The sequence below is a fragment of the Janthinobacterium sp. Mn2066 genome (assembly GCF_049319705.1).
GTDB lineage: Bacteria > Pseudomonadota > Gammaproteobacteria > Burkholderiales > Burkholderiaceae_D > Janthinobacterium.
This window is the reverse complement of record NZ_JBMOUF010000016.1, coordinates 1-19244: the sequence shown is the minus strand read 5'-3', so window position 1 is coordinate 19244 and position 19244 is coordinate 1. Positions and strand designations below refer to the sequence as shown.

Annotated in this window: 17 protein-coding genes; 7 read left to right on the top strand and 10 right to left on the bottom strand. The window is 63.5% G+C overall.

What is annotated here, in order from left to right:
- Position 1: 1 nt before the first annotated feature.
- The 8 genes from ACL9RI_RS25065 to ACL9RI_RS25030 form a co-directional block, all read right to left on the bottom strand.
- Positions 2–460, bottom strand: coding sequence for a hypothetical protein (locus ACL9RI_RS25065; RefSeq protein WP_422729187.1), 459 nt, complete (start codon positions 458–460; stop codon positions 2–4).
- A 122-nt stretch (positions 461–582) separates the two neighbouring features.
- Positions 583–789, bottom strand: a complete 207-nt coding sequence (locus ACL9RI_RS25060; RefSeq protein ID WP_422729186.1) for a hypothetical protein — start codon at positions 787–789, stop codon at positions 583–585.
- A gap of 122 nt (positions 790–911) precedes the next feature.
- Positions 912–2381, bottom strand: coding sequence for an efflux transporter outer membrane subunit (locus ACL9RI_RS25055; RefSeq protein ID WP_422729185.1), 1470 nt, complete (start codon positions 2379–2381; stop codon positions 912–914).
- A gap of 4 nt (positions 2382–2385) precedes the next feature.
- The gene (locus ACL9RI_RS25050) at positions 2386–5493 is read right to left on the bottom strand and encodes a multidrug efflux RND transporter permease subunit (RefSeq protein ID WP_422729184.1); all 3108 of its coding nucleotides are present in this window, start codon (positions 5491–5493) and stop codon (positions 2386–2388) included.
- Positions 5490–8636 carry a multidrug efflux RND transporter permease subunit gene (locus tag ACL9RI_RS25045; protein WP_422729183.1) on the bottom strand — a complete coding sequence of 1049 codons (3147 nt, stop codon included), beginning with the start codon at positions 8634–8636 and terminating at the stop codon, positions 5490–5492. Before ACL9RI_RS25045 ends, ACL9RI_RS25050 begins: the two co-directional genes overlap by 4 nt.
- A gap of 16 nt (positions 8637–8652) precedes the next feature.
- Positions 8653–9918: an MdtA/MuxA family multidrug efflux RND transporter periplasmic adaptor subunit gene (locus ACL9RI_RS25040; protein ID WP_422729182.1), complete on the bottom strand. Its 1266-nt coding sequence runs from the start codon at positions 9916–9918 to the stop codon at positions 8653–8655.
- A 119-nt stretch (positions 9919–10037) separates the two neighbouring features.
- A complete protein-coding gene (locus tag ACL9RI_RS25035; RefSeq protein ID WP_422729181.1) occupies positions 10038–10724 on the bottom strand; it encodes a glycine zipper 2TM domain-containing protein in 687 nt (228 codons plus the stop codon).
- A gap of 327 nt (positions 10725–11051) precedes the next feature.
- Positions 11052–11225 (bottom strand): hypothetical protein, encoded by a 174-nt coding sequence (locus tag ACL9RI_RS25030; RefSeq protein ID WP_422729180.1) that lies wholly within the window; start codon positions 11223–11225, stop codon positions 11052–11054.
- A 109-nt stretch (positions 11226–11334) separates the two neighbouring features.
- Here ACL9RI_RS25030 and ACL9RI_RS25025 point away from each other — a divergent pair, with 109 nt between their 5' ends.
- Positions 11335–11556: a TA system antitoxin ParD family protein gene (locus ACL9RI_RS25025; RefSeq protein ID WP_422729179.1), complete on the top strand. Its 222-nt coding sequence runs from the start codon at positions 11335–11337 to the stop codon at positions 11554–11556.
- Complete coding sequence (locus ACL9RI_RS25020) at positions 11553–11849, top strand: type II toxin-antitoxin system RelE/ParE family toxin (protein ID WP_422729178.1); 297 nt, start codon at positions 11553–11555, stop codon at positions 11847–11849. Before ACL9RI_RS25025 ends, ACL9RI_RS25020 begins: the two co-directional genes overlap by 4 nt.
- 184 nt (positions 11850–12033) lie before the next feature.
- Here ACL9RI_RS25020 and ACL9RI_RS25015 read toward each other — a convergent pair whose 3' ends face one another.
- Complete coding sequence (locus ACL9RI_RS25015) at positions 12034–13521, bottom strand: HAMP domain-containing sensor histidine kinase (RefSeq protein WP_422729177.1); 1488 nt, start codon at positions 13519–13521, stop codon at positions 12034–12036.
- On the bottom strand, positions 13518–14237 hold the full coding sequence (locus tag ACL9RI_RS25010) for a response regulator transcription factor (protein ID WP_422729176.1): 720 nt from the start codon (positions 14235–14237) through the stop codon (positions 13518–13520). Before ACL9RI_RS25010 ends, ACL9RI_RS25015 begins: the two co-directional genes overlap by 4 nt.
- A gap of 163 nt (positions 14238–14400) precedes the next feature.
- Here ACL9RI_RS25010 and msrB point away from each other — a divergent pair, with 163 nt between their 5' ends.
- From msrB to ACL9RI_RS24985, 5 genes are all read left to right on the top strand, one after another.
- Positions 14401–14907, top strand: coding sequence for a peptide-methionine (R)-S-oxide reductase MsrB (msrB, locus tag ACL9RI_RS25005; RefSeq protein ID WP_422729175.1), 507 nt, complete (start codon positions 14401–14403; stop codon positions 14905–14907).
- A 38-nt stretch (positions 14908–14945) separates the two neighbouring features.
- A complete protein-coding gene (locus ACL9RI_RS25000) occupies positions 14946–16739 on the top strand; it encodes a cytochrome c biogenesis protein DipZ (protein WP_422729174.1) in 1794 nt (597 codons plus the stop codon).
- A 27-nt stretch (positions 16740–16766) separates the two neighbouring features.
- On the top strand, positions 16767–17489 hold the full coding sequence (gene msrA, locus ACL9RI_RS24995; RefSeq protein WP_422729173.1) for a peptide-methionine (S)-S-oxide reductase MsrA: 723 nt from the start codon (positions 16767–16769) through the stop codon (positions 17487–17489).
- 115 nt (positions 17490–17604) lie between these two features.
- Positions 17605–18177, top strand: a complete 573-nt coding sequence (locus ACL9RI_RS24990; protein WP_422729172.1) for a DJ-1/PfpI family protein — start codon at positions 17605–17607, stop codon at positions 18175–18177.
- A 182-nt stretch (positions 18178–18359) separates the two neighbouring features.
- The gene (locus ACL9RI_RS24985) at positions 18360–19133 is read left to right on the top strand and encodes a ferredoxin--NADP reductase (RefSeq protein ID WP_422729171.1); all 774 of its coding nucleotides are present in this window, start codon (positions 18360–18362) and stop codon (positions 19131–19133) included.
- Positions 19134–19244: the final 111 nt, after the last annotated feature.

The window sequence follows — 19244 nt, the reverse complement described above, 5'->3', positions numbered from 1 at the left end:
TTCAATGGGCGCCAGCCGGCCGCGCGCCGCGGCGTTCCTCGCGGCGCTCCTCGCTTCTTTCCTGTATCCGCCGCATCAGCACCCGCAGCAGCATGGCCGCCGCCGCCGACCCCACCAGCGTGGGCGACGTGCACAGGGTGCTGGCCAGGCCCTCGATGGTTTCGGCGCTCACCTGCTGCACGAAGTGCACCAGCGTGACGATATCGCCGGGCGGCAGGTTGTGCGCGTCGTCCAGCCGCAGGTGTTCATGCTGGCTGTCGCCGCGCAGCCACAGCCGGGCAAACACGCCATTGGCCACGGCCGCCAGCGACAACAATCCCAGCGGCTTGAGGATCTGTGACAGCAGGTGGCGCTGTTCCACCGGTGGTATTTCTGTATATACAACGCCGATCAGCTCAGCGACTTCCAGCTTTTGATCCTGGCCCGTGGCCAGCGGCATGGCGATTTGCGTGGTCTGCATACTGTTCTCCTGTCGGCCGCGCCGGCAGTGGCGCGCTGAGGGTATTCTCGCCCGCTCTCAGCGTTTCGCCATGTCGGCGCGGGCCTTCGAATATGTCATCTGTAACATAAGTCCAGCCACCGCTATGGGTGGACATGGACGATGCTGCTGGCGGGGATATCCGCCTGGGCCACGGTCTGGGTGGCAACGGCCGCGGCCTGTGCATCGGCCACGTAATAATCGCCGGCCACCGTGAAGACCAGCCACATCAGCACAGCCGTGGTAGCCAGGGCGATCACGGCGCAGATGGCGTGGGAGCTCCTGCTGCTGATTTGATAATCGACGTTCATGATCATTCTCCTTGAAGGTGGAAGCGATGCAGCGCAGCGCTGCATCTGATTCCATCTTGCTCCCCAGCCATGTCGATCATGTTTCTGTTAGCAAAAACATGATGACATCTGACATAAAGCAGTTAGCTCCGGGGCGCCGGAAGCGGGACCGGCGCCGCAGCCGGGACCGGTGCGTCAGGCTGCCAGCGCCCGGCGATATTTTTCAGCAAAATCGCCGTGGCCGCCAATTGGCGGTTTTGCACCGACAGCAAGCTGCTTTCGCTGGTGTAGGCCGCCGTCTGCGCCGTCACCACGTTCAGATAGCTGACCGTGCCGCCCGCGTACTGGTCGTTGGTAATGGCCAGGTTGCGCTGGGCGGCCGCCACGGCGTCGGCCTGGTAAGCCACCTCTTCCTGCAAGCGCCTGGCCAGCACCAGGTTGTCCTCGACTTCCTGCAAGGCCGTCAAGACCGACTGGCGGTACGTGCTGGTGGCCTGGTCCGCCGCCGCCCTCGCCTGCGCGCTGGCCAGCTTGCGCTGTCCGCCATCGAAAATCGCTTGCGTCAGGCTCGATCCCAGCGACCAGAGGAAATTGGGTGCGCTGACCAGGTTAGCAAGCGAGGTATTGCGGTAGCCGGCGCTGGCCGACAGCGACAGCGCGGGGAAATAACTGGCGTCCGCCACGCCGATCTGTGCGTAGGCGGCCGCCACGCGGCGCTGGGCGGCGGCGATATCGGGCCGGCGCTCGAGCAAGGTCGATGGCAGCAGTGCGGGCACCGGCGGCACGGCGGGCAAACCCGCTACGCCAGCCAAGGTGGACTTCACCTCGAGCGCACTGGGGGGAATACCCAGCAAGACGGCAATCGCGTGTTCCAGCGTGGCCCGCTGGGCGGACATGTCGGCCAGCTGCGCCTGGGCGCTCTTGAGCTGGGTCTGCGCCTGCAGCACATCGCTGCGGGCAGCCACACCGCCATCGTAGCGCGCCTGCGTCAGGTCGAGCGAGCGCTGGTAGGCGGCCACGCTGCGCGTCAGCAGTTCCAGCTGGGCGTCGCTGGTGCGCAGCGAAAAATAGGTTTGCGCCAGCGTGGACTGGGCCGACAGACGGGCCGCCGCCAGGTCATCGAAGCTCGCTTGCGCACTCGCCTGCGCTCCCTCGCTGGCCTGCGACAGCCGGCCCCACAGGTCGACTTCCCAGGCGGCGTTGGCGCCCAAGGTCATGTTATTGACAGTGTTGCCACTGGTATTGCCTTGTGCAGGATTGCCATCGCGCGTGGCCCCGGCCGACACCGACAAGGTGGGAAACAAGGCGCTGCGGCTCGCTTCCACGGCGGCGCGGGCGCTGGCCAGCTGGGCGGCCAGCGATTTCAGGTTTTCATTACCGACCACCAGGCGCGCTTCGAGTGCATTGAGCTGCGAGTCGCCGAACAAGGTCCACCAATCGTCGGGGACAGCAGCCGTGGCGGTGCCTGTGCCGCGCTGCCACGGCGTGTCTTCCTTGAACGCGGCGGGCGCAGTAACGGGCGCTGGCGGCGCCACGCGCGTCACGGCGCAGGCGGTCAGCAGCAAGGGCAGGCAGATAACAAAACGAGGGAGGTGAAGAACACGGTTATGCATGGCGCTACCTGGCAATAAGGGTGGAATGGGAGGGATCAGTGTCTGGCGCCGGTACAGCTTTACTGCCCTGGCGGCGCAAACGGTCCATCAGCACATACACGACAGGCGTGGTGTACAAGGTCAGCAACTGGCTCAAAATCAGGCCGCCGACGATGGCGATGCCCAGCGGCTGGCGCAGTTCGGCGCCGTCGCCGCTGCCCACGGCCAGCGGGATGGCGCCAAAGATGGCCGCCACCGTGGTCATCAGGATAGGCCGCAAACGCAGGTTGGCGGCGCGGAAAATGGCGCCGCCCGCCCCCATGTGCCCGGCCCGCTGGCGCGTGATGGCGAAGTCGATCATCATGATGGCGTTTTTCTTGACGATGCCGATCAACAGGATCACGCCGATCAGGGCGATGATGGAAAACTGCGTCTTGAACAGCATCAGGGCCAGCAAGGCGCCCACGCCGGCCGACGGCAGGGTCGACAGGATGGTCACCGGGTGGATCAGGCTTTCATACAGCATGCCCAGTACCAGGTAGACCGTGACGATGGCCGCCGCGATCAGGATCGGCTGCGATGACAGTGACGCCTGGAAGGCGCTGGCCGTGCCCTGGAAGCTGCCGCGCACGGATGCCGGCAAGCCCAGGTCGTGCATGGCCTTGTCGATGGCGCCGGTCGCCTCGGACAGCGACATATTCAGCGGCAAGTTGAAACTGACGGTGGACGCGGGGCTGCCGCCCTGGTGATTGACGGACAACGGCGTATTGCGCGGCGCGATCGTGGCAAACGCGGACAGCGGCACTTGCGCGCCCGACGCGCTGCTCACATACAGCTTGTTCAGCGTTTCCGGGCCTTGCAGATACGGGCTGGCCAGCTCCATCACCACGCGGTACTGGTTCAGCGGGTTGTAGATCACGCCTACCTGGCGCTGGCCGAAGGCGTCGTTCAAGCTGTTGTCGAGGGTGGTCATGCTCACGCCCAGGCGCGACGCTGCATCGCGGTCCACCTGCAGCGCCGTTTGCGCGCCCTTGTCCTGCTGGTCGCTATTGACGTCGGTCAGCTCGGGCAGTTTCACCAGCGCGTTGCGGATACGCGGCTCCCAGGTGCGCAAGGTGTCGATATCGTCGCCCTGCAAGGTGTATTGATACTGCGCGTTGGCCTGCCGTCCGCCGATGCGGATATCCTGCACCGGCACCAGGAACAGGTTGGCGCCCGGTTCATGCGACAGCCGGCCGCGCAGGCGCGCCACCACCGCGTCCACTGGCAGCTTGCGCTGGGCCAGGGGTTTTAAGGTGATATAAAAGTTGGCGGTATTGATCTGGTTGCCGCCGGTGGAGCCGCTGACATTGGCCACCGCCGGATCGGCCCGCAGGATCGCCACGAAACGGTCCACCCGCTGCTGCATGATCTGGAAGGAACTGCCCTGGTCGGCCTGCACGCTGCCCACGATCACGCCCGTATCCTGCTGCGGGAAAAAGGTTTTGGGGATGGCCGTGTACAAAAACACGTTCAGGCCGATCACGGCCAGCAAGGCGATGATGGCCACCGGCTGGTGGCGCAAGGTCCAGGCCAGCGAACGCCGGTAGCCGCGCATCAGGCGCCGGCTGGCCCGTGCCAGCGCCGCGCCCGCCCTCCCCGGCCGCTTGTGCGTGGGCGGCTTGAGCAGCACCGACGCCATCATCGGCGTGGTGCTCAGCGAGACGAACATGGAGATCAGGATCGCCGTCGACAGCACCACGGCAAACTCGCGGAACAGCCGCCCCACCACGCCGCCCATCAGCAGCAGCGGAATGAACACGGCGATCAGGCTGATACTGATGGAGACCACCGTAAAGCCGATTTCGCGCGCTCCCTTCAAGGCCGCTTCGCGCGGCCCCATGCCCTGCTCCATATGGCGCGAGATATTTTCCAGCACCACGATGGCGTCATCGACCACAAAACCGGTGGCCACCGTCAGCGCCATGGCCGACAGGTTGTCCAGGCTGTAGCCGCACAAATACATGATGCCCAGGGTGCCCGCCAGCGAAACGGGCACGGCGACGGCGGGCAGCAAGGCGGCGCGCCAGTTGCGCAAAAAGGCCAGCACCACCAGCACCACCAGGCCGATGGCGATCGCCAGCGAGCGTTCCACTTCATGCAGCGAAGCGCGGATGGTGGGCGTGCGGTCGCTGACGACGTTCATGTCGATGGCGGCCGGGATCGAGGCTTTCAGCTGCGGCAGCAAGGCGCGCACCCGTTCCACCGTCTCGATGATGTTGGCGCCCGGCTGCTTGAGCAGGAACAGCACGATGGCCGGCTTGCCATTGGCCACGCCGTAGTTGCGCACGTCCTGCACCGAATCGGCCAGGGTGGCCACGTCGCGCAGGCGCACGGCCGCGCCATCGCGATAGCTGAGCAGCACCGGCGCATAGTCGGCAGCCTTGAGCGCCTGGTCGTTGGCGCCGATCTGCCAGCTGCGGCCATCCTGCTCCACCGAACCCTTGGGACGGTTGGCGTTGGTGGCCGTGATGGCGGTGCGCACGGTATCGATGGCGATGCCCCTGGACGCCAGCTTGTCCGGGTCCAGTTCCACGCGCACGGCCGGCAAGGCGCCGCCGCCCACGTTCACCTGGCCGATGCCCTGCACTTGCGACAGCCGCTGCGCCAGCACGGTGGACGCCGCGTCGTACATCTGGCCGCGCGTCAGGGTCGATGACGTCAGCGCCAGGATCATGATGGGCGCGTCGGCCGGGTTCACCTTGCGGTACGTCGGGTTGCTGGGCAAGCCGGTCGGCAGCAAGGTGCGGGCCGCGTTGATGGCCGCCTGCACGTCGCGCGCCGCGCCATCGATGTCGCGCTCGAGTTCAAACTGCATGGTGATGCTGGTCGAGCCCAGCGACGAGCGCGAGGTGATTTCATTGACGCCGGCGATGCTGCCCAGCGCCCGTTCCAGCGGCGTGGCGACGGTGGCCGCCATGGTGTCGGGGCTGGCGCCAGGCAGGCTGGCGCTGACCGAAATGGTGGGGAAATCCACTTGCGGCAAGGGCGCGATGGGCAGCAGCATGAAGCCCAGCACCCCGGCCAGCGCCACGGCCAGGGTCAGCAAGGTGGTGGCGACGGGACGCGCGATAAACGGCGCAGAAATATTCATGCGGCGCTCCCTGCGTCATGTGCTTCTCGGACAGCGGCGCGGCGCGCGCGCCAGCCGGCAAACGATTTTGCCCAGGCGGCAAAGCCCAGGTAAATCACCGGCGTGGAAAACAGGGTCAGCAACTGGCTGACCAGCAAGCCCCCAACCATGGTCACGCCCAGCGGATGGCGCAGCTCGTGGCCCACGCCCGTGCCCAGCATCAGCGGCAAGGCGCCCAGCAAGGCGGCCATGGTGGTCATCAAAATCGGCCGGAAACGCAGCAGACACGCCTGGTGGATGGCCTGGCGCGGCGCCATGCCTTCCTCGCGCTCCGCATACAGGGCGAAGTCGATCATCATGATGGCGTTTTTCTTGACGATGCCGATCAGCAGCACGATGCCGATGATGGCCACGATGCCCAGGTCTTCGCGCGCCACCAGCAAGGCCAGCAGCGCGCCCAGGCCCGCCGACGGCAGGGTCGACAAAATCGTCAGCGGGTGGATATAGCTTTCATACAGCACGCCCAGCACGATATACATGGTGACCACGGCCGCCAGGATCAGCATCACGGTGCTGCTCAATGAGGCCTGGAAGGCTGCGGCCGCCCCCTGGAAGCTGGTTTCCACGCTGACCGGGAAATGCAAGGACGCTTCCTGCGCCTTGATGGCGTCCACCGCGTGGCCCAGCGCCGCGCCGGGCGCCAGGTTGAACGAGATCGTCACGGCCGGGAACTGCCCCACATGATTGACGGCCAGCGGCGCAAGCCGGCTGACGACGTGCGCCACCGAAGCGAGCGGCACTTGCACCACCGTCGTCACGCCGGCGGCGTTGATCGTGGAACCCGGCACGTACAGGCCGGAGATCACGTCCGGCCCGCCGTTGGCGGCACCGGCCGCTTCCAGCACCACCCGGTATTGCGAGGTTTGCGTATAAATGGTGGAAATGAGGCGCTGGCCAAACGCGTTATACAGCGCCGTATCGATGGCGGACACCGTCACGCCCAGGCGGCCGGCCGCTTCGCGGTCGATCTGCACATAGGCTTGCTGCCCCTGCTGCTGCAAGTCGCTGGCCACGTCGGCCAGGTCCGGCAGGGTTTTCAATTTCGCCAGCAGGCTGGTGGCGGCGGCGCTCAACTGGGCCTGGTCCGGTGAGCTGAGCAGGAATTGATACTGCGTCTTCGAGATGCGGTCTTCGATGGTCAGGTCCTGCACGGCCTGGAAATAGGCAGTAATACCCGGCACATGCGAGGTGCTGGCCGTCAGGCGGCGGATGATCTCGGGCGCGGCCGAGCCACGCTCGGCAAACGGCTTGAGCGTGACCTGCATGCGGCCCGTGTTGAGCGTGGGATTGTCGCCATCGACGCCGATAAAGGAGGCCAAATGGTCCACATCGGGATCGCGCAGGATCACGTCGGCGATCGCCTGCTGCCGCTGCGCCATGGCGTCGAACGAGGTGGTTTGCGTCGCTTCCGTGATCACTTGCAGCAAGCCCGTATCCTGCACGGGGAAAAATCCCTTCGGCACGATCACGTAGAGCAAGCCGGTCAGCGCCAGGGTGGCGACAAACACCAGCATGGCCATGCGCGGACGGTCCAGCACCCAGTCCAGCGCCACGCCATAGCGGCTGACCAGCGCATTGAAACTGCGTTCGCTCCAGGCGCCCAAACGGGTCTGGCGGCGTTCATGCTCGGGGCGCAGCAGGCGCGCGCTCATCATCGGCGTCAGGGTCAGCGACACAAACGCGGAAATCAGGATGGCCACGGCCAGCGTGATGGCAAATTCATGGAACAGCCGGCCCACCACGTCGCCCATGAACAGCAGCGGGATCAGCACAGCCAGCAGCGAAATCGTCAGCGAAATGATGGTAAACCCAATCTGCTTGCTGCCTTTCAGCGCAGCCGCCATCGGCGTTTCGCCCTCTTCCACGTAGCGGGCGATATTTTCGATCATCACGATGGCGTCATCGACCACGAAACCGGTGGAAATGGTCAGCGCCATCAGGGTCAGGTTATTGATGGAAAAACCGGCCAGGTAAATCACGCCAAAGGTGCCTACCAAGGAGAGCGGCACGGCCACGCTGGGGATCACGGTGGCGCTGGCGCTGCGCAGGAACAGGAAGATCACCATGATCACCAGCGCAATCGACAGCATCAGCTCGAACTGGGTGTCATCGACCGAGGCGCGGATGGTGGTGGTGCGGTCGGCGATCACCTGCACCTGCATCGCCTCGGGCAGCGAGGCTTGCAGCTTGGGCAGCAGCGCGCGCACTCTTTCCACGGTCTGGATCACGTTGGCGCCAGGCTGGCGCTGCACGTTCAGGATCACGCCGGGCGTGCGGTCGGACCAGGCGGCCAGGTGCAGATTTTCAGCGTCATCGACCACGCTGGCCACGTCTTTCAGGCGCAGGGGATTGCCATTTTTCCAGGCGATGATCACGTCCTGGTATTCGGCCGCCGACTTTAACTGGTCGTTGGCGTCGATGGTGGAAGCGCGCTGGGCGCCATCAAAACTGCCCTTGGCCTGGTTGACGTTGGCGGCCACGATGGCGGTGCGCACATCGTCGAGCGACAGGCCCAGGTTGGTCAGCGCCTGCGGATTGGCGCGGATGCGCACGGCGGGCCGGCGGCCACCGGCAATGCTGACCAGCCCCACCCCATCGACTTGCGACAGCTTGGGCGCCAGGCGGTTTTCCACCAGGTCGTGCACGGCCGTCACCGCCATGGTGGGCGAAGTAATTGCGATGGTCAGCACGGGCGCGTCGGCCGGATTGACCTTGCTGTACACGGGCGGCATGGGCAAGTCGGTCGGCAGCAGATTGCTGCCCGCATTGATGGCGGCCTGCACCTCCTGCTCGGCCACGTCCAGCGACAGGCCCAGCGAAAAGCGCAGGGTAATCACGGAAGCGCCGCCGGAACTGGTAGACGTCATCTGGCTCAGGCCCGGCATCTGGCCGAACTGGCGCTCCAGCGGCGCCGTCACGGTGGTCGACATCACGTCCGGACTGGCGCCCGGATACAGGGTAGTCACTTCGATGGTCGGGTAATCGACTTCCGGCAGCGCCGACAGCGGCAGCAGCCGGTAAGCCAGCATGCCGGCCAGCAGGATCGCCACCATCAGCAGCGCCGTGGCCACCGGCCGTTCAATAAAAATCTTCGAGGGATTCATGCGTGGTTCCCGCTGATCAGTGTGCAACTGCCGGGGCGGCATGATGCTGCGCCTGCCCTGTCACCACCTCCACCGTGGCGCCCGGACGCAGCCGGTCGCTGCCATCGATCACTACCCGGTCGCCGGCCTGCAGGTCGCCCTGCACGGCGACCCAGCTGGCGTCGGCGGCGCCTGGCTGCACCGTGCGCACGGACACCTTGTTATCCGCCCCCACCACATACACATACGCGCCTTGCGCGCCGCGCAGCACGGCCGCCTGCGGCACGGCCAGCACATCGTGCAGGGTATCGAGCTGCAAGGTCACGTTGACGGCCTGGTTCGGGAACAGGCTGTCATCGAGATTCGGGAACAGCGCCTTGACCTTGATGGTATCGGTCGTCACATCGATGCTGTTGTCCACGGTGGCCACCGTGCCCACGGCCAGCGGCTGCAGGCCGCCACGGTCAAACGCCTGCACGGGCATGGCCACGCCGCCATGCAGGCGCTTTGAAATCACGGGGATATTGCTGGCCGGCACGGCAAACGTCAGGGCGATGGGCCGGGTTTGCGTGATGATCACCACGCCATTCGCATCGGCAGGCTGGATCACATTGCCCAGGTCGACCTGCTTGAGGCCCACCCGGCCCGCTATCGGCGCCGTCACGCGCGTGTAGGACAATTGCAGCTGAGCACTGGCGACGGCGGCCTGGTCCAGCTTCACCGTGCCTTCCAGCTGGTGCACCAGGGCGACCTGGGTATCGAGCTGTTGCTTCGGAATCGCATCCTTGGCCAATAAACCCTGGTAGCGGGCCAGGTCGATCCTGGCGTTTTCCAGCTGCGCCTGGTCGCGCAGCAGCGCGCCTTGCGACTGGTCCAGGCTGGCCTGGAACGAGCGCGGATCGATTTGCGCCAGTTGCTGGCCCGCCTTCACCTGCTGGCCTTCGACAAAGTCGAGGCGCTGCAGCACGCCGCTGACCTGGGCGTGCACGATGGCCGTATTCGAGGCGGCAATATTGCCGATGGCCGTGACCAGGACGCGGATATCCTGCCGGCGCGCCACTTGCACGGAAACCGGCGATGGCGGCGCGGCCCTGCCCCCCGGCCCTGCCTGTCCATGTGCGCGGCCACCGCGATTGCCACTGGCACCGTCATGCGACTGGCCTGCAGCCTGGCCCTGTGCCTGTTGATGGGAGTGCCACCACCAGCCGCCAGCGCCGGCTGCGAGCAGCAAGCCTACCAGCAGCCACGGCAGAGTGCGGCCAGCAGCGCGCACAGGAAAAACGGTTTGGGCAGAACGCGTCATCTATTACCCCTAAAATTTCTTTTTTACAATGTCAAAGTCTACACGCGGCACATCGTATTGACGGCCGCGTCCATAACAGCCGCGCCGCTGCCGTTCGATGACGACAGCGACGCCCTGGATCAGAAGCGACGCCCGTGGTGGAAGCCGCCGCCGAAGTGCGCGCCGATGCCGATCACCGGCCGGCCGAAGCTTCCATACCCGTAGTAACCATACGGTGGATACCAGCCAAAGTCGCTGTTATCGACATACACGGTGGTGCTGACGGGATTGACCACAGGCACCACTTGCTGCTGCATCACAGCGGGCGACGAGGTGTCGCCGTTGGCCGTCACGGACACGTTCACGGCGATCCGGTCGCCCGGATCTTGCGGCACGCGGGCCTGGTAGCGCTGGCCCTGGTAATCGTAGGTGACGTCGTAGCCGATTACGCGGTTGACGTAGCTGGCGCCGTTCTGGCACACCACGCTATTGACCTGTTGCGGCGGCGTGTTGGCCGCTTCGATGTTGTTGCCGGTAATCGCGCCCGCCACCACGCCGATACCGGTCGCCAGCGCGCGGCCAGCGCCGCCGCCAATCGCGTTACCGGCCAGCCCACCGATCAGCGCGCCCGCCACGGCGCCGCCGCCCGACGTTTCGGGGGCGCGCACTTGCGTGACGTTCTGGCAGCTTTGCTGCGGTACGGCCACTTGCGCCGTCACAGGCGTGCTGGAGACAACGTTGCCGTACTCGGTCGCCAGCGCTGCGCTGCAGACGCTGGCAAGGCCGACGGCAATGAATGGAATAAGTAAAGGAATCCTGGTTTTCATGATAAGCCTCGCTTTCTGGACTTGAATGGCCGATGCCATGAGTACAGAATAAGACCCCAGGACGACAGCCATGTTTCGGGCTATCGAAAGATTGTTTCAGTTGAAATCTGGCGGTTGGGGGGGGGGAAGTGCTGGGGGATGGATGGGATGCCGCTGCCTGTGACTGAGCAAGCTGAGACGCGCATTTCTACTGTCGCGGCTCAGACAGTCACGTTACGGGAGTTGACGTATTTTTCGTACAACTTGAATATTGATTTACGCTACACCTGATAAACAGTTTCAACGTTGAAACTGCAGCACTTAACTTGACCTGATTATGCTGTTATTTCAGCTTCCGCCATGATCTTGCGCCTGGGGCACGGCAGGGTCTGCGCGACCGCCCGGCGCCACGGCCAGTTGCACCCATGGCATGAGCGCGCTGCGGGAAAAAACGGCTACCGGATCGAAGCGCACCCGCTGCGGCCGCCCCTCGCGCATTTCCACGGCCGCTACTAACGGCACTTTGTTCGCCGGGCCGGAAGTTCTGAGGAAAGACCATAATAATATTGGCCTATGGTTGTAAAAGGTTGCAATAGGTGACATACTAAACCTCAAACAACGAGGTGAAATTATGGCAATCGCATTGAAATTATCTGACGACTTAGTTGAGATGGCCAAGCCCCACGCGGCTGCGGAGCACCGTTCTGTACCAAAGCAGATTGAATACTGGGCGCGCTTGGGTAAGGCCGTGGATGAAAACCCTGGCTTGCCTCTTCAGTTCATCAAAGATACGCTGCTCGCCGCACAGGAAGCCAAGGCTGGAATGCTGACTCCCTACCAATTTGGGGCATGACAGTGCTTGAAGTCCTTGTCACTCCAACGTTTGCGAAGGCTGTCAAAAAGCTGCATGCCAAAGATAAGGCTGTTGTCGATAAAGCTGTGAAAGCTGTTGCAAGCAACCCCGCAATTGGAGAAGAAAAAAAAGGGGATCTGGCCGGGATTTTTGTGTACAAATTCAAGATCAATAAGCAGGAGATTTTGTTGGCGTATCAGCTACATCCGACAAAGCTCCAGCCTGTCTCGGTAATACTGCTGAGCATGGGATCGCACGAGAATTTCTATACTGACTTGAAGCGATTAAATTAGGAAAAACTATGTGGCAAATTCTCACCGCGAGTAATTCTATTTATGCTGGCCTTGACCTGGGCATTACCAGTGGAACTTGTTGATGCCACTGGTAAGACAAAAGTAACGTAGCGAATATAACAATGCGTTCGAAGAAACAACTCGCCGTCTAAACAAATGCTTGCACACGCACTCTCCTTCCTACTCAAACACGCCCCGCCGCCCTCAGCGCAAAACAGAACACCGCTCCTTTGCCTGCTTCGGATCGCAATTCGATAGCGCTGCCGTGCAATTGCAGGATGCGCTGCACGATCAGCAGGCCCAGGCCGCCGTTGCGGCCGTCGGTGCCGGGGCTGAAGGGGCGGCGGAACAGTTTTTCCAGCAATTGGGGCGCAATCCCCGGCCCGGTATCGCTGACGGTCACCCGCACTTGCTCGCCCTCGCGCTGCAGCGCTACCGTGACCGTGCCGCCGGCCGGCGTATGGCGGATGGCATTGTCGAGCAGGTTGGTCAGCACGCGCTCGATCAGGCCCAGGTCGGCGTGCACCAGGTTGGCGTCGCGCGGCATGTCGGCGTCGAGGCTGACGTGGCCCGCCTGCGCCTTCAGTTCGCACTTCTGGAACACGTCCTGTATCAGGTCGCTGAGCAGGAAATCTTCGGCCACCGGTTCCACCGAGCCATGCTCGAGCCGCGCCAGTTCGAATAGCGACTGCGCCAGCTTGCCTACCTTGCTGCTTTGCGCCAGCGCAATGCCCAGGTAGCGGCGGCGTTCGGCTGCTTCGAGCGTGGCGTCTTTCAGCAGCAGGGTTTCCAGGTAGCCATGCAGGGAACCCAGGGGCGTGCGCAAATCGTGCGAGATATTGGCTACCAGTTCGCGCCGCTCCTGGTCCTGGCGCGACAGGGTGCGCCATTGCTCGCCTATCCTGCCTGCCATTTGTACGAACGCCGTTTCCAGCACGGCGATTTCATCGCGCTGGTCGGCACTGGCTGGCGTGGTCGTCAAGGGCAACTCCACCGGCTCGGCGTGGGTGTCGAAACCGCGCATGGTTTCCGTCAGCCGGTGCAGCGGGCGCGTGATCAGGCGCAAGGCCATCAAACCGGCCAGCAGGACCAGCAGGCCGACCAGGGCCATCGACCACAAGGTGTTGCGCAGCACGGAGCTGGCCGCCACGCGGGCAGCCAGGCGGTCGTGTTCCTCGCCCTGCAGCACCACATAGATATAACCGGAAACGGGGCCATCCTGATGCGCGCCTGAACGCAAGGCGGCCACGCTGAAGACTTTTTTGCCATCGATACTGCGCGGATCGTCGCCCAGGATCGGCAGCATGCCGCCGATCAGGAAGCGATGGATGGGCGCCAGGTTCACCACCGGGCGCAGCAGATGGCCGGCCGGCGCCGCATGGCCGATGATCACGCCATGCGGGTCCAGCAGATAGACTTCGACGCTGGGATTGACCGTCATCAGCTGGTCGAACATGCGCCGCACGGCTTCGGGCATCAAGCCATGTTCGCCCATCACCGGCGTGTCGTGCGCGATGCTTTCCGCCACGCCACGCGACAAGCCCTGCACCACTTCCTTTTCATGCATGCTGTTCGAACGGATCTGCAGCCAGGCCGAGGCCCCGCAGCAGGCCAGCAGCAAGATGGCAAACACCAGCGACAGGCGCTGGGTCAGGGTCAGGTTCAATTTCACGCTACGCCCTCGTCCGCAGCAGCGAAACGGTAGCCGCGGCCCCAAACGGTCAGGATGCGCTGCGGGTCGGCCGGGTCCAGCTCGATCTTGGCGCGCAGGCGGTTGATATGCGTGTTGACCGTGTGTTCATAACCGTCGTGCTGGTAGCCCCAGACCTGGTTCAGCAAGTCCAGCCGCGAAAACACCTTGCCCGGCTGCTTGACGAAAAAGTACAGCAGGTCGAATTCACGCGGCGTCAGGTCCAGCCGCTTGCCATCGGCGCTGGCGATGCGGGTGATCGGGTCCAGCGCCACGCCGTGCAGCGACAGGCTGCCCTCTTCGCCCTTGCGCTGCTTCAGCATGGCGTCCGTGCGGCGCAACAGCGCTTTCACACGCGCCACCAGTTCCAGCACGGAAAATGGCTTGGCCAGGTAGTCGTCGGCGCCCAGTTCCAGCCCCAGGATGCGGTGCACTTCGCTGGCGCGCGCGCTGGTGATGATGATGGGCGTGTACGTGGGCATGGCGCGGGCATGGCGGCAAATCTCCAGGCCGTCGACGCCGGGCAGCATCAGGTCGAGAATCAGCGCGTCCCAGCCGCCTTGGCGCAGCTGCTGCAAACCCAGGTCGCCATCGGCGCAATGGCAGACTTCATACCCCTCGTCGCGCAGGTGCAGCCGCAGCAGGTCGGCGATGGGCTGGTCGTCTTCAACGATCAGGATGCGCTTGTTCTTGTCCAATTGTCCGGGCCTTTCATGGTCAGTATGGCCGCATTGTGCCTGAGGATGCCGTTTGAAAGTATCACAAATCATTTAACTTTACGTGAGGACTTCGTCACCAGGGCAGGAACACAATGGCGACATCGAATCAACGATTCTTCATCTAACCAGCCCGGGAGGTCCCATGTTATCGCGCCGCACATTCCTGCTCACCAGCGCCGCCAGTAGCGCTGCCCTGATCGCCGGCTCGCTGAGCTGGCGCAATACTGCCAACGCGGCAACGCCAGCGAGCACCGTGTATGAAGTCATGCACTCTGATGCTGAATGGAAAAAGTTACTCACCGATCAACAATTTGACGTGCTGCGCCGGGCCGGCACGGAACGTCCCTACAGCAGCCCATTGAATTCGGAACACCGGCGCGGCACGTTCAGCTGCGCCGGCTGCCAGCTCCCGCTGTTTTCATCGAGCACCAAGTTCGACAGCCACACGGGCTGGCCCAGCTTCTGGAAACCGCTGGCACGCGCCGTCAATGACAAGACCGACAGCACGCTGGGCATGGAACGCACGGAAGTGCTGTGCCGGCGCTGCGGCGGCCACCTGGGCCACGTGTTTGATGACGGCCCTGCGCCCACCGGCTTGCGCTATTGCATGAATGGCGTGGCCATGAACTTTACGCCCGGCGCAGCCTGAGCGGTTCACCTCTTATCTACCCATAAAAAGAAGACACCATGTTATTACTGCTCCTTTCCTACCTGGGCGGCGCCCTGACCATCGTCAGCCCCTGCATCCTGCCTGTGCTGCCCTTCGTGTTTGCGCGCAGCAGCGAACCGTTCCGCCGCAGCGGCTTGCCCTTGCTGGCCGGCATGGCCCTGACCTTTGCCGCCGTGGCGACGTTAGCTGCCGTCGGTGGCGGCTGGGTGGTGCAGGCGAACCAATATGGCCGCTGGCTGGCGATGGCGCTGATGGCCTTCTTTGGCGTGACCCTGCTGCTGCCGCACCTGGCGGAAAAACTGACGGCGCCGCTGGTGGCGCTGGGCAGCCGTTTATCCAACGCAGCCCAACAACCCGCAGTTGACGGCAAGCAAGGCAGCATCAGTGCTTCCTTCTTGCTGGGCATCGCCACCGGCTTGCTGTGGGCGCCCTGCGCCGGCCCCATACTGGGCCTGGTCTTGACGGGCGCAGCCTTGAATGGCGCCAGCGTGGGCACTACTTTCCTGTTGCTGGCGTATGCAGCGGGCGCCGCCACCTCGCTGGCCGTGGCCTTGCTGATCGGTGGCAAGGTATTCACGGCCATGAAACGCTCGCTGGGCGCCGGCGAATGGATACGCCGTGGCCTGGGCCTGGCCATGCTGGCCGGCGTGGCCGCCATCGCGCTGGGCCTGGACACGGGCTTGCTGACCAAGGTGTCGAACAGCGGCACGACTTCGCTGGAACAATCGCTGCTCGATAAATTCAAGCCCAAGCCAGCCCCGGCAGCTGTACCTGCATCTGCCATGGCTGCCTCGAACGCCATGATGGCCGCCGCTGCCGTGTCTGCTCCAGCCAGCTTGCCTGTCGAAGGCCAGTTGCCATCGCTCGATGGCGCCGTGCAATGGCTCAATTCGCCACCGCTGACGGCCGCCAGCCTGAAAGGTAAAGTAGTCCTGGTCGATTTCTGGACTTACTCCTGCATCAACTGCCTGCGCAGCTTGCCGTACGTCAAGGCCTGGGCTGCGAAATACCACGACCAGGGCCTGGTAGTGATCGGCGTGCATGCACCGGAGTTCGCCTTTGAACGCGATATCGGCAATGTGCGCAAGGCCGTCAAGGACCTCGGCATTAATTACCCGGTCGCCATCGACAACGATTACAGCATCTGGCGCGCCTTCGGCAACGAATACTGGCCTGCCCACTATTTCATCGACGCCAAGGGCCAGATCCGTGGTCACCATTTCGGTGAAGGCGAGTATGCGCAGTCGGAAAAAATCATCCAGCAACTGCTGGCCGAAGCGGGCAACAAGAACGTGGCCGGCGGCGTGGTCAGCGGCATGCCCGACGCCACCGGCGTGGAACAAGCCAGCAATAACGCCGATGTGGGTTCGCCGGAAACCTATCTGGGCACCGACCGCGCCAGCAATTTCGCCTCGCCGGGCGGCGAAAAGAAAGACCGCACGCAGCAGTACTCGGCGCCAGCCCGACTGGCCCTGAACCAGTGGGCGCTGGAAGGCAGCTGGCACGCCAGCGCTGAAAACGTGGCCCTGACGCAAGCTCCTGGCCGCATCGTCTACCGCTTCCATGCCCGTGACGTGCACCTGGTGCTGGGCCCGGGCAAGGATGGCAAGCCGGTGCGCTTCAAGGTAACGCTGGATGGCGCCGCGCCACACACCAGCCACGGCAGCGATGTGCAGGCCGATGGCAGCGGCACGGTGACCGGCCAGCGCCTGTACCAGCTGCTGCGCCTGGACGGCCCGGTGGCTGACCACACTTTCAGCATCGAATTCCTCGACCCCGGCGTGCAGGCCTATGCCTTCACCTTCGGCTGATTTTTCAATAATGTAAAGGAGTAGCTCATGAACAAGCAATCCCAACCCCGTGCAGCGACGCTGTTGAAACTGGCTGGTGGCGCAGCCCTGGCCGCCGTCCTGCTGCTGCCGCAATTGCCTGCCCTGTCGGCCGAAGACGCCGTCGTCATCGCCGCGCCCACGGTCGATGAACCGGTCAGCGGCCATGAAGAGACGGCGGTGTTTGCCGGCGGCTGCTTCTGGGGCGTGCAAGGCGTGTTCCAGCACGTCAAGGGCGTGAAGAACGCCGTCTCCGGCTACACGGGCGGCGCGGCGGGCAGCGCGCACTATGAAGAAGTCGGCTATGGCAATACGGGGCATGCGGAATCGGTGCAAGTGACATTTGATCCATCGCAAGTGAGCTACGGCAAGCTGCTGCAGGTGTTCTTTTCCGTCGCCCACAACCCCACCATGCTGAACCGCCAGGGCCCGGACAGCGGCACGCAATACCGCTCGGCCATCTTCCCCACGTCGCCGGCCCAGCGCAAGGTGGCCGAGGCGTACATCGCCCAGCTCGACGCCTCGCACGCCTTCAAGGCGCCGATCGTGACGAAGATCGAAGACGGCAAGCGTTTTTACATGGCGGAAGCCTATCACCAGAACTTCCTGGCCATGTACCCGGACAATGGCTATATCGCCGTCAACGATTTGCCGAAAGTGGCGAACCTGAAACGTTTCATGCCCGCTGTCTACCGCGCCGATCCGGTGCTGGTGAAAGTGGCCATGAAATAGACTGCGCTGGCCTGCCACTGACAGAAACTGACAGTGGCGACAGCTACAGTGCTGCCTTTCCGCGCGCGCACCAGAGTCCCTCCGGTGCGCGCGCCTTTGCCTTGAAAGGACCGCCATGCCACGCGCCATCACTATCCTGAGCCATAATTTTTCCGACTGGGAAACCGCCCTGCTCAATTCCACCGCCCGCCAGTACTATGGTTTCTACACCAGCTTTGCCACGCCAGGCGGCATGCAGGTAGCGTCCTCCGGCGGCATGCTGGTCACGCCGCAACTGGCGCTGGAAGATATTTCGCTCGATGGACTCGATGCATTGATCGTCTGCGGCGGCAGCATCTGGCAGACGCCGCAGGCGCCCGACCTCAGCCCCTTGCTGGTCGCCGCCCATGCACGCGGCAGCGTGGTGGCCGGCATGTGCGATGGCACCCGCGCACTGGCGCAAGCTGGCCTGCTCGACCGGGTGCGCCATACGTCCAATTGTGCAGAGAACCTGGCGCAAACGGGCTATGCAGGCGCCGGCCATTACCAGGATGTACCGTACGCTGTCGCCGATGGCAGGGTCGTCACGGCGCCCGGCTCGGCGCCCGTCAGTTTCATGAATGAAATCTTGCGTAATCTCGATATCTGCGATGATAATCTTGCAAGCTATATCGCCATGCATGCGGCCGAACATGGGCAAATATGGTGAAATTGCGCCGCATCTTGTCATCGGCACTATAATGTCAGTATCGTGTGCGGCAGCATTGGTGGCGATAGACGGTAACAATTTCATGCAGAGCTGCGTACAATAGCAGCTGGGCCGACACAGGGTTTCACTTTTGCCAGCACTTGCCAGCACATAACCATATTTTTGACTAGTAAACACACACTATGAGTTCGATGAATGAAGAGCGCGTATTAAGCGTGCACCACTGGACGGATACCCTGTTCTCCTTTACCACCACGCGCGACACGTCGCTGCGTTTCTCGAATGGCCATTTCACGATGATCGGCTTGCGCGTGGACGGCAAGCCGCTGCTGCGCGCCTACAGCATCGCCAGCGCCAATTACGAAGAACACCTGGAATTTTTCAGCATCAAAGTGCCGGGCGGCCCGCTGACCTCGCGCCTGCAGCACTTGCAAGTGGGCGACACCGTGATCGTCGGCCGCAAACCGACCGGCACCCTGGTGTCCGATTACCTGCTGCCAGGCAAGCGCCTGTACATGCTGTCGACCGGCACCGGCCTGGCCCCATTCCTCAGCATCGTGCGCGATCCGGACATCTACGAGCGCTTCGACCAGCTGATCCTGGTGCACGGCGTGCGCCAGGTCGATGAGCTGGCTTACCACGACCTGCTGGTCGATCACTTGCCGAACCATGAGTTCCTCGGCGAAATGGTCACCGACAAGCTGCGCTACTACCCGACCGTGACGCGCGAAGACTTCCGCAACACGGGCCGCATCACCGAGCTGATCGAAAACGGCAAGCTGTTCGAAGACCTGGGCGTGCCGCCGCTGGACCCGGCCGTGGACCGCGTGATGATCTGCGGCAGCTCCGACATGCTGCGCGACCTGAAGGAAATGCTGGAAGAACGCGGCTTCAAGGAAGGCAATACTTCCACGCCTGGCGACTTCGTGGTCGAGCGCGCCTTCGCCGAGAAGTAATTTTTTTCATGTTGCCCGGAGGCCCGGGGGGGATGGCGGGGGCGGGGGGGGCGGGGCTGTAAACGGGGAGCGGAAGGAGAGAGGGAGAGGGGGAGTTGGGTGGCGTCCCAA